Origin of the sequence: Polyangium sp. 6x1 (assembly GCF_029946515.1) — a bacterium.
In the GTDB taxonomy this organism is placed as follows: domain Bacteria; phylum Myxococcota_A; class Polyangia; order Polyangiales; family Polyangiaceae; genus Polyangium.
Genome location: NZ_JARZHH010000006.1, coordinates 84,024 through 95,557, shown reverse-complemented (window position 1 = coordinate 95,557; position 11,534 = coordinate 84,024). Strand labels below are relative to the sequence as shown.

Annotated in this window: 7 protein-coding genes; 3 read left to right on the top strand and 4 right to left on the bottom strand. The window is 68.6% G+C overall.

What is annotated here, in order from left to right:
* The 3 genes from QHF85_RS08965 to QHF85_RS08955 all read right to left on the bottom strand — a co-directional run bounded on the left by QHF85_RS08965 (window position 1) and on the right by QHF85_RS08955 (window position 4,175).
* On the bottom strand, window positions 1–384 hold the full coding sequence (locus tag QHF85_RS08965; protein WP_281326676.1) for a VOC family protein: 384 nt from the start codon (window positions 382–384) through the stop codon (window positions 1–3).
* A 155-nt stretch (window positions 385–539) separates the two neighbouring features.
* Window positions 540–2,588, bottom strand: a complete 2,049-nt coding sequence (locus QHF85_RS08960) for a serine hydrolase domain-containing protein (protein WP_281326675.1) — start codon at window positions 2,586–2,588, stop codon at window positions 540–542.
* Window positions 2,589–2,627: 39 nt separating this feature from the next.
* Window positions 2,628–4,175 carry a VWA domain-containing protein gene (locus QHF85_RS08955; RefSeq protein ID WP_281326674.1) on the bottom strand — a complete coding sequence of 516 codons (1,548 nt, stop codon included), beginning with the start codon at window positions 4,173–4,175 and terminating at the stop codon, window positions 2,628–2,630.
* 120 nt (window positions 4,176–4,295) lie between these two features.
* Here QHF85_RS08955 and QHF85_RS08950 point away from each other — a divergent pair, with 120 nt between their 5' ends.
* The 3 genes from QHF85_RS08950 (at window position 4,296) to QHF85_RS08940 (ending at window position 10,203) form a co-directional block, all read left to right on the top strand.
* Complete coding sequence (locus tag QHF85_RS08950; protein ID WP_281326673.1) at window positions 4,296–5,873, top strand: hypothetical protein; 1,578 nt, start codon at window positions 4,296–4,298, stop codon at window positions 5,871–5,873.
* 88 nt (window positions 5,874–5,961) lie between these two features.
* Entirely contained in the window at window positions 5,962–9,855 is a 3,894-nt protein-coding gene (locus tag QHF85_RS08945; RefSeq protein ID WP_281326672.1) for a hybrid sensor histidine kinase/response regulator, read from the top strand.
* 51 nt (window positions 9,856–9,906) lie between these two features.
* Window positions 9,907–10,203 (top strand): hypothetical protein, encoded by a 297-nt coding sequence (locus QHF85_RS08940; protein ID WP_281326671.1) that lies wholly within the window; start codon window positions 9,907–9,909, stop codon window positions 10,201–10,203.
* A gap of 16 nt (window positions 10,204–10,219) precedes the next feature.
* Here the strand turns inward: QHF85_RS08940 and QHF85_RS08935 are convergent, their stop codons facing one another.
* Complete coding sequence (locus QHF85_RS08935; RefSeq protein WP_281326670.1) at window positions 10,220–11,527, bottom strand: SEL1-like repeat protein; 1,308 nt, start codon at window positions 11,525–11,527, stop codon at window positions 10,220–10,222.
* Window positions 11,528–11,534: the final 7 nt, after the last annotated feature.

The following is an 11,534-nucleotide window of genomic DNA, read 5'->3' as shown; positions in this document are numbered from 1 at the left end:
TCAGCCGCCGCTGCCGTACGGACGGGTGATGATCTCCAGATAGTGCCCGGCGGGATCGGGAAAATACACGCCGCGCCCGCCGTCATTGTGATTGATCTCCCCGGGACGTTGCTGAAAGGGATCGGCCCAGTACGGCAGCCCGCGTTCGCGGATTCGACCGAAAATCTCGTCGAACTCGGCCTCGCTGACGAGGAAGGCGTAGTGCTGGGGGCGGATCTCCTCGCGGCCATCCATGAAATCGAGCGTGACGTCGTTGTCGACGCGCACGGCGAGGAAATGCCCGAACGGCACCGGGGCGGACAGGCCCAGGATCTCCGCGAGGAACGTGGCGGAGACCTTCTTGTCCCGCGCTGCGACGATTGTGTGGTTGAGCTGTACGGCCATGCCGGCGTCCCCTTGTTTCGGTGGGTCCTAACGAGGTCTCCGAGCGCATCCCCGCCGAGCGATCCCATCGCAGGAGCCCGCTCGGCGGGAGCGTCGGATACGAGCAGCGTGCCATCATGGGCGCACGGGAGCAACGCCGCGGCCCCTCGCGCGGCTCACTTCTCGTTGAACACGTACTCGTGCTGGGCGTCGCGGATCGTCAAGGTCCGCTTCGCGCCGCCGCCGACCACGAATTCCATACCGATCATGCCCGGTACCGTCGTGACGAACGAGATCGTCCCGTCCGGATTCTTTTTCGACGCGACCTCGCTCTTCCACTCCCCGAAATCGAAGGTCGTCGCGGCGCCCGCGCGCGACACCTTGATGTCGCCGAGCGCCGCGCTCGTGTAATGGGCCGCGAGCTTCGCGGACTCCGCGGCGTCGGCCGGAGACGTGAGCAGCTTGCGCTCGGCGGCCATTTGATCGAAGAACATCTTGCCCATCGTCGCGATCTCCGTGTCCGCCTCGGGGCGACCGTCGAAGAGCACCTCGAGCAGCTTGCGCTGGAAGATCGAACGGATGAGCCAGCCCGGGTCGCCGTTCGTCAGCACCACGGCCCCGACGCCGTGCTCGGGCAGCCACATCATGTCGCTGTGGAACCCGATCATGTCGCCGCCGTGATGCACCACGGTCACGCCCCATTTCTTGTCGACCATCAGGCCCATGCCGTACGTCGCGTCCGGGCTGATGGAGACCTGGGGCGCGCGGCGCGCGAGGAGGATGTCTTTTTCGATGTACTGTTTCCCGTCCGGCAGCTTGCCCTCGGCGAGCTCCATCTGGACGTACTTGAGCACGTCGTTCACCGTGCTCCAGGCGCCGCCCGCGGGGCGCACCGGGATGACGGCGTCGTTCACCGTCCCGATCGCCTTCGCCGACTTGCCGTCGATGTCCTGGGCGTGCGCCACCGCGTAATTGCCCGTCTGCGCGCGCTTGAAATCGAACGTGGCCGCCTTCATGCCGAGCGGATCGAAGACGCGCGTGCGCATCGCCTCGTCGTAGGCCTTGCCGAGGTCGAGCTTCGGGAACGCCACGTGCCCGCCGAGGAAACCCGCCGCCGCCGCGAGCGGATTCGAATACTGGAAGAGCTCGCCGAATTTGCTCGTCGGCTGCATCGTCGCGAGCGTGGCGAGCGCGCCGTCGGGCGTCACGCCCTGGTACTGGAAGAGCCACTCGAGATCCTGCCGCGGCATCCCCGTGCAAGCGCAGATCAGGTGCTTCACGAGCACGCGGCTCGTCGTGTCCTGGTCGCCGAGCTTGAACGAAGGCAAGAGCGTCGTCGCCGGCGTCTCCCACGTGAGCTTCTTTTCCTCGACGAGCTTCGCGAGCATCAGCGTCGTCAGCGCTTTCGTATTCGACGCGATGATGTACCGCGTGTCCGCGTCGACCGCCGTCTTCTTGCCGAGCTCGCGCACGCCGAACCCGCCGGCGAACACCACCTTGCCGCCCTGCACGAGGCCGATCGAGACGCCCGGCACGCCGAGCTTTTGTTGCGCGGTCTCGACGAACTTCCCGAGCGCGGCGATACGCGCCGGATCGAGCGAATTCGCCTTCTTCCCCGCGAACGACTCGCGCGCTCGCCCCTTGGGGAGAAGGCGGCCATAAATCTGCGAGACCTGCGCGCCGCGCTTCTCGCCGACGGCGTCCGCCATGTCGTAGATCACGACGGTCCACGTGTCGTTCGCGAACCGCGCCATGGCGCCGACGCCGCGCTTCTCGTTGGGCGAGGTCTGGTAGTCGTAGATGCGAACGTGGGTCCAGCCGTCCTTGTCGGGGGCGTCGACCGTCGTCTTGAGCGGCCATTTCTTCTCGGCGCCATACGCGGCCCACGCGAGCGCGACGGCCGCGTCCGCGTCCTTCGCCTGCACGTCGATGAGCGCGATCCGGGAGCCCGCCTCGGGGGCTTCGAGGATCGTCGCCGGGCCCTTCACGGTCATCGTCCAGCCGTTCGGCGCGATGAACGTATTTCCTGCGACGGTGGTCTTCGGTGTATCCGCGGCGAGCCGTTCGCCCGCGACGGCCGGGGCCGCCGGGGCCTCGGGCGCGGCCGAGGCGGCGGGTGCGGCAGACGGAGCCTGCTCCACGGGCGGCGTCGGGGCCGCGGGCTCGGGCGCGGGCGAACATGCGGCGAGGAGGACGAGCGCGAAAGCGGGGAGGAACGAACGCATGGCGCGCAACCTACACGCGCGTCCCGGGCAGGGAAAGTTCTACTCCCCGCGCGCCCCGGGCAACGCGTATTCGAGCAAGATTGCGCCGCCGGCCTCCGTGAAGAACAGCGTCTTCAGATCGATCAGGTTTCGCGTGGGCTGTACTCCGCCCTCCGTCGTGACCCCGTAGGCGCGCACGAGCTCGACGCCGAGCCCCTCGACGAACGCGCCGACGGTGAAATCGTAGGCCACGGGCATCACGAGATAGTCGAACGCCTTGAAATACCGGAGCATGTCCTCCCCCGATTGCACGAACAGGTAATTGCCGCCCCGGCTGTTCGTGATCGCGTGGATCACCGACTGGTGGAAGTTCTCTCCGACTCCGAGCGCGGTCAAACCGATGCGCCGGCTCGCCTGTTCGTTCACGAGCCGCTCGAGCGAGGCGGTATCCGTCACGCCCGTGTTGAGCCCCGCGTCCGAGATGAGGATCACCCGGTGCTCGTAGCCCGGCAGGCGATCGACGTTTTCACGGACGAGCGTGAATCCATCCCGCAGGCCGGCTTCCAGGTTCGTCGATCCGCGCGTCTCGAGAGCTTTTACCTTTGTGATGAGCGCCTGCTTGTCGCGCACGTGCTCGGGCCGGACGAGGATCTCGCTGTTCGTGTCAAAGAGCACGATCGACAGGACATCCGCCTCGCCGAGCTCGTCGATCGTCCGGACGAGCGCGTCCTTGGCCCATTCGAGCCGCGATTTTTCGGTGCCGTCCGTGGCGCTCATCGAGCCGCTGACGTCGAGCACCACGGCGAGGTTCAGCGGATCGCGCCGGAACGCCGCCGCCGTCGTCGACGAGGTCATGCCGAGCTGCACGTAGAGCCGTCGCTTCTCGGCATCGACGGCCACGGCAGGATCGACGCAAACGAGGGTGCGGCACGGTTCGGCGGGGGTGAGGGGCAGGGAAAACTCGCGCAAGAACCCCTCGACCGTGAGCACGTCGGCCTTGGGCACGCTCGCACTCCGCACGAGCTTGCGAAAATACCCGAACCCCTGCGCCCCGCCGCCGGTGACGGCGAGCGCAGCCATGGGCGCCGCCGCCGCGCGGAAATTCCGTGACAGGGGCCAGGGGGAGGGGAGCGAATAGCCGCCGACGGGCGGGCGGGCTTGCTCCATGTTCGCCGAAAGGGCGCGCGTGAGATCCAGGACCTCCGCGACGTCCCGATCCGCGCGGAGACGCGGGTTCGCCAGGATCCGGGCATCCATGGTCTGGATTTCGGTGCGGAGCGCGGCAGCGACGGCCTTGCGAGGGGCGGCGCAATCGAGGACGATGCGAGCTTCCCAGGGGCGAACGGGCTCGCGGCAGGATCTCTCGTATCGGCCCAGGAAATCCACGAGGGTCTGCGCGGTCTGCGCCAGGAAAATCGTCTTTTCGATGCCGGGATCGGTCACGGTGAGGCCGGGGGCCCCGAGGGGCGGGACCTCGACGGAGCGGGTGCCGGATTCGGTGCGTGCATTGTCTGCACGTTCGTAACGAAACGAGACTTCGACGTGAGACGCGGCGAGCGCGGGGCGCGCAAAAAGGATCAGTGTCGCGAGGAACAAGAGGATTTGCATGGAGACCTCCTTCCCGGGCCAGGCCCGGGTGAGGGGAGGAGGCAAGATGGGCGCCCTCGCGAGACGCGCGTTCGAATCTTCCACCCTCCCATGGCAACATGCGGGCGCATGAGGTGTGTCATGACGCTTGACGGACGGGCGCGGAGGTTCAGACGTGCGGCGACGGAGGGAGCACGAAGCCGCGGCGCCCTCGCCGCGTTCGGCGCCTTTGCGGCGGCGCTGCTCCCCGCGTGCAGCAGCTCCGAGGTCGCCGTCGAGTGCAGCTCCGCCTCGCACGCGGACGGCCTGTTTCGTGGCCTCGTCGTCGGCGGGACGGTGCCGGAGGGGCCGTTCGTCGTGGCGGAGCACGAGCGCGAGCCGGGGAATCACGAGGTGGTCCTGGTCTCGCTCGCCGAGGACGAACCACGCACGTGCTCGCTGGGAAAGGCATTCTGGTACGACACGATCCGGCAAGGGAGCGTCTTCGGGGCCGGACCAAACGCGCCGCCTCTCGACGCGCGCCCGGCCCGCATCCTGACGCTCGAGGGAGAGATCGGGGCCAAGAGCGGGGATCTGCGTGTCTTCGACGCGTCTTGCACGGAGCGCGCGCGTGTCCCTTCCGTCGATGCGCCGGTGCGGTCGATCGTCGACGCCGATGGAAGGATCGAGGCCCATGTCGCGCGGACGACCGCGGGCCGGGTCGTGCGGATCGACCCCTGGGCCGGCGCCGTGCGTACGATCGCCGAGGGCGCGGGCTTCTGGACGTACACGAGGGACCGATTCTGGCTCGTCGAGGGCGGGCGCCTGGTCGTGCGGGATCGCGACGGAAACCGCCTGCAAACCGCGGGAATGGGCGTGACCGAGGTGGCCATCGCGCCGCTCGGCGACGAAGCGGCTTATGTCGATGAAAAAGGCCTCTGGGTGCTGAAAGCGGGCGACGACGAGCCCGCGGCCATCCACACGCCGGCCGTGCCGTGCAAACCCGAATATCCCTGGTCGCAGCGCTTGATGCTCGCGTATCGCGAGGACTGCGCGGCCGGCGTGCTCGCGGTGCAGGATCGGATGACGGGGCAAACACGCGTCTTTTCCTCCGGCGTGACGTCCGTGCGTGCCTATAGCGGCTTCGAGACCGCGTGGATTTTCTTCGAACGCGAGGCGCCGGGCCAGGCGCGCGAGTTATGGGCCGTGGAGGGATCCGGCGAGCCCGTGCTCGTGGGGACGAACCCGAGGCTCGATCTGCTCGTCTGGCCGCACAAGGCCGGTTTTTTCTTCGACCTGGATCACGACGGCGCGAAGGGCACGCTGGGTACATGGTCGCTCGAAGCCGGTTTTTCGCCGCACTTCGAAGGGTTTGTCGGGCTATGGCGTTCGGGGCAGGACGAGCTCGCGGCCCTCGCGGACGCGGACGCGGCAGGGAACGTCGGGACGCTCGTCCTGTTCGATTCCGGGACGCTCGCCGAGTCGCTCCGCGTCCCGCGTGTCCACCGCTCGACCCCGCGTCTTGCCCGTCAGGCCTCTGCCCTCGGGTATGTTCGCGACTGGGACGACGCGCTCGGGGCCGGCACGCTGGAGGCCTGGATTTCCGACAGGGACCAGCAGATCGAGGTCGATACGGGCGTCGCCGAATTCGGCGAGGTCTTCTGGCCCAAGCCCGGCATGGTCTACGCCGTGCACGCCCCCGAGCGCGCAGGCCTTTGGTCGGCCCATCTCGAGCTTTAGCAGGCGAGCAGAGGCGGAGGCGAGCTCCACCGGGTAAACCAGCGTCCGTCGTGGCGAGCGCCCTGTGCTCCCTGTAGCATCCCCCCGCGTGCCCCGTCACCTCGTCGCCGTCCTCGCCGTCGCGCTCGTGGCCACCTCCGCGCGCACGTCCACCGCAGCCACCGACATCCGGACCCGCGGCGTGCCTTGGATCCGCACGTTCGGCCTGGATGACGGTGTCCCGCAGAGCACCGTCAATGCCATCGCCTTCGATACCGCGGGCCGGCTGTGGATCGGCACGCAAGGCGGGGCCGCCTCCTACGACGGGCGCCGCTTCACGTCCCTGTCGCTGCCGCCCGAACAAGCGTCGAGCTGGGTGCAGGCGATCGCCGGAACGCGCGACGGGGCCGTCTGGCTCGGGATGTACACCGGCCACATCCTCCGTTATGCGGAGGGCAGCTTCACCCGCTTCGGGCCCGGGGAAGGCCTCACGACCGAGCGGGAGGTCGGCGCGCTCGTCGAAGCGCCTTCCGCGAATGGATTCGCGCTCTGGGCGGGGACGCTCAACGGGCTCTACCGGTTCGAGGGCGCGCGCTTTTCGCGGGTCGATTTCGGGCCGGGGATCGGGCATATCGACGTGCGCGCCCTTCATCCGGGGACGCTCCCGAGCGGCGAGCCGACGCTCTGGGTCGGCACGGGTCGGGGGCTCTTTCATTGCGAGGATCACCGCTGCGCGCCCTTCGAATCCTCCGGGGAAGGACCGCCGGACACGGTCATCAACGCGCTTTGGGAGACGAGCGACGAGGCGCGCCGTCGCGTGCTCTGGGCCGGCACGCGCAAGGGGCTCGTCCGGTATGCGGAAGGGCGCTGGCAGTTCGTCGCGCCTTCGGGCGTGGCGAGCCCGGCCCAGGGCATTCGCGCGCTCGCCGAAACCGTGAGCGGCTCCGGGAAACGGACGCTCTGGATCGGCACCGGCGGCGGGGGCCTCGCCCGCCTGGAGGACGGGGTGTGGACGACGCTGACCACGAAAAACACGAGCCTGCCGGACGATTACGTCGTTACGCTCCTGGCGAGCGGGGGAGCGAATGGCGGCCGCACGTTGTGGATCGGCACCGAGAGCGGGGGCCTGGGTCGCTTGCGGCACGACGGCTGGGTCGGCTTCACCGAGCGGAGCGCAGGCGTGCCCGGTGCCGTGCGCGGCGTCGCGGAGGTCACCACGCCGGGCGGCGCGCCCGAGATCTGGCTCGCCGTGCGAAACCAGCTCCTCCGGTCCTCGGAGCAGGGTTTTGCACCGGTCCTCTCCCCCGAGGAAGCCGCCGAGATGAGCCAGCGGCTCGCTTTCCTCCTGCCTTCGCGGCATCAACCGGGCGTGGTCTGGATAGGCGGCGCCGGCAAGGGGCTGCACCGCTGGGCCCATGGAAAGCTCTCCACCCTCACCCGGAAGAACTCCTCGCTCCCGTACGAGGTCGTTTACGCCGCCAGCGAGTCTGTGGACGGGCGTGCGCTCTGGGTCGGCACGACGGCCGGCGCCGCGCGCCTCGACGAACAGGGCAGGGGGCCGGTCTACAAGGAGGGCAAAAGCGGCCTCATCCACGACAATCTGCTCGCCGTTCTCGAGACCACGCGCCCCGGCGGGAAGACGACGGCCTGGTTCGGGACGACCAAAGGGTTGTCTCGGCTCGATGACGACGGCGTTTGGCGGACGTATACGACCACGAATTCGCCCCTCGGCACGGACCTCATCGTGACGCTCACCGAGCTCCGCGACGTGCGCGGGGCGCGGGTCCTCTGGGTGGGCACCGCGGGCGGCGGCGCCGCGCGATACGATCTCGACGCGGAGGCCTGGCTCCCGTCGCTGAACGAGAGGTCGAACCCGGCCCTGCCGGACAGCACCGTGCTTTTCGCGCGCGCGGACGCGCTCTGCCGCGTGTATCTCGGCACCAACCGGGGCATCGCGCGCCTCACCCCTCGCACGCCGACGCCCGAGGACCCCGCGGAGTTTTCCGTGTACGTGTTCACGCGCGAGGACGGGTTGCCGGGCGACGAGTGCAATGCGGGGACCGCCTCGGTCGACAGCCGCGGGCGCATCTGGGTGGGCATGAACGAGGGCGCGGCGGTCTTCGATCCGGCGGAAGAGGTCCCGGATCACGCGGGCGGGCCCCTCGTGTTCTCCTCCGCGCGGGCCGCGGACGGCGCGCTCGCGCTTTCGCCCGGCGCGGCGCTCGCCTGGGACCAGAATACGGTGTCGTTCGATTACGCGCTGCTCAGCTTCCTCCACGAGCGCAGCACGCAGTATCGCACCCAGATGGTCGGTTTCGACGCGGCGCCGAGCGCGTGGACCGCGGACGCGAAGGTGCGGTACACGAACCTCCCGGAAGGCGCGTACACGTTCCAGGTCTGGGGCCGTGATCACGCCGGCGTCGTCGCGGGGCCGGCGGCGATTGCATTCCAGGTGAGAGCCGCGCCCTGGCGGACGTGGTGGGCCTACCTCGGGTATGCCGTCGCGGCTTTGGGGCTCGTCTACGGCGGCGTGCGGCTCCGGGTCCGGGCGTTCGCGCGGCGGAACCGCGAGCTCCAGCGACAGGTGGAAGAGCGGACCGCGGAGCTTTCGGCGGCCAAAGAGGCGGCGGACGCGGCGAATCAGGCAAAATCGAGCTTCCTCACCAGCATGAGCCACGAGCTGCGCACGCCCCTCAATGGAATCCTCGGGTACGCGCAGCTGCTCGCCCAGTCGCCCGACCTCTCGCGGAAGGATCGCGCCGGGCTCGATATCGTAAAGCGATCGGGCGAGCACCTGCTCGCGCTCATCGACGACGTCCTCGACCTCGCGCGGATCGAGGCGGGCAAGATGGCGCTCGTCCCGTCGGAGGTCCATCTGCCGGCGCTCTTGCAGAGCGTCGCGGATCTGTGCCGGGTCCGCGCGGAGCAGAAGCGGCTCGCTTTTCATTACGTGATCGCCGGGGCGCTGCCCGAATGGGTCGAGGTCGATCCGAAACGACTGACGCAGGTCCTCCTCAACCTGCTCGGCAACGCCATCAAGTTCACCCGCAAGGGAAGCGTCACGCTCCGGGTCGAAATCCAGGGCAGCGGTGAATTCGTTTTTCGGGTGGAGGACACGGGCCCGGGGATCGCGGCCGCCGATGTCGCGCGGATCTTCGAGCCCTTCGAGCAGGCGAGCGATCGGCGGGCGCGCGCCGAGGGCGCCGGGCTCGGGCTCTCCATCAGCCGGCGGATCGTGGAGCAAATGGGCGGCCTGCTCGACGTGAAGAGCGCGCCCGGCGAAGGCAGCACGTTCTGGGTCTCGCTTCGTCTGCCCGTCCTCGCGCGAGGCATGCCGGCGATGGAGGAGCACCCCGCCGAGGTCCTCACCGGCTACGAAGGGGAGCGGCGTGTCGTGGTCGTCGTCGACGACAACGAAGGCAATCGTGCGTTCGTGCGTGACGCGCTCGAGCCTCTCGGGTTCGAGGTCCTCGAAGCCGAGGACGGCACGCGAGCCCTCGCCTCGATCGAGGCCCGAAAGCCGGACCTCGTGATCCTCGATCTCGCGCTGCCGGACCTCGCGGGCGACGAGATCGCGCGGCGCCTGCGTCGTCTCCCCCTCCTCGCCGGGTTGCCCCTCGTCGCCTCCTCCGCGAGCGTCGACGAAGCGGAGCAACGGCGCGCCAAGGACGCCGGCTGCGACGAGTTCCTCCCCAAACCCGTGCGACTCCCGGCGCTCTTCGACGTGCTCGCGCGGCGCCTCGACCTCACCTGGATTCGCGCGCCGCGCGTCGCTCGAGGTGCCGAGGAGGAGGTCGCGCCGCGGAGCGAGCCGCCGGCGGAGGACATGGCGCGCTTGCTCGATCTCGCCGACCGGGGGCGGATCCCGGAGCTCTTGCAAAAACTCGACGCAATGGAAGCGGAAGACGCACGGCTCTCGGCATGGGTGGCCGAGGTGCGGGCGCTGGCAGAGTCGTTCCAGCTCCGCGAGCTTTGCGCCGCGCTCACGCGACCCGGCGTGTAGGGCCGCTCGAAGCACGAAGGCCGAGCGGTCGTTGACGAGCTGGGCGAGGACGTGGACGAAGGCCCGACGCTCGACGAGGAGCTGGGCGAGGACGTCGACGAAGCCCCCGGCCTCGACGACGAGCTGGGCGAGGACGTGGACGAAGGCCCGACGCTCGACGACGAGCTGGGCGAGGACGTGGACGAAGGCCCCGCGCTCGACGACGAGCTCGGCGAGGACGTGGACGAAGGCCCCGCGCTCGACGACGAGCACGGCGAGGACGTGGACGAAGGCCCCGGCCTCGACGACGAGCTCGGCGAGGACGTCGACGGGTGGTGGGCCCTTTCGGTCGATCCTGGGCCCATTTGAAGTACTCGCGTTGGGATTACGGTTTGAACTGCGACGATTTCTCGCAGCCCTTCTTGTCTCCGAGCTTGCAGGCTTCGTCGAAGCCGAGCTTGGCGAGACGGTGACCCTCGTCCTTGTTGCTGAGGCCACGTCTCAAGAGGTCCTCGGCGAGGATGCCGAGATCGTAGCAGCTCGCGACGACGTGCCCCTCGCAGGCAGTGGCAAGCAGAACCAGCGCGCGCGCTTCGTTTTTTGCGACGCCGTAACCGAGCTTGTACCCAAAGCCGAGGAGGTGGCAGCCGAAGGGATTGCCCGCATCGCAGGCCTTTTCATACAGAGCCATCGCGCGCACGACGTCCTTTGCGACGCCCCTCCCGTTGGAGACCATATTGCCCAAGTAGTTGCAGCCAAAAGAATCGCCCGCATCGCAGGCCTTTTCATACAGAGCCACCGCGCGCGCTTCGTCCTTTGCGACGCCACGACCGTCCGCGTAGAGATTGCCGAGGCTGGTGCAACCCCCGAGATTGCCCCCATCACAGGCCTTTTCATACAGAGCCGCCGCGCGCGCTTCATCCTTGGCGACGCCACGACCGTCCGCGTAGAGATTGCCGACGACGGTGCAACTCGCGAGACTGCCCCCATCGCAGGCCTTGCCATACAGAGCTGCCGCGCGTGCGTCGTTCTTTTCGACGCCAGCGCCGTCGATGAGCGTGAGGCCCTTGGTGCAACTGCTCAGATGGCCTCCGTCGCACGCCTTGATGTAGAGCTCCAGGGCGCGGTTCGGATCCTTGGACACGCCTTTGCCGCTCTCGGCCATCTCCGCGAGCGCCGCGCAGCCCAACGCTTCGCCGCGATCGCAGGCATCGGTGTGAAGCTTGATGCATCCCCGCAGATCGCCGCCGTCGCAAGCTTTCTTGTACAGCGCCCTCACGCGCGCCTCGTCCTTGGGTGCGCCGCTGTCTTCTTCCATGAGGACCGCGAGGTCGAAGCAGGCCCGGGCATCCTTCCGCTCGCAGGCCGTGTGAAGGTTCGAAGCCTTGTCCGGTGCCGCCGTCGCGGCTGTCGCGGGCGAACCCCGTGAAGCGTCCGGTTTGCTCGGCGATGGCGCGAGGGTCTGCTGCGAACCGCAAGCGGCAAGCAGGACGCTGAGCACGAGCCCAGAGGAGCGCAAAGGCATACGGGTCATTGGAAGGGGCATCTGTCGTCGAATCCGGCTGACAACCGCAGCGTGAAAAGGCGGATGCCTGGGATGCTTGATGCGATGGGACGGCGCGTCAAGGGATAAGAAGGATGGGGCGCCCCCAAGTGGGCCCAGTTCAGAACCCGAGTGACGTAATGACCCCACCACCCGT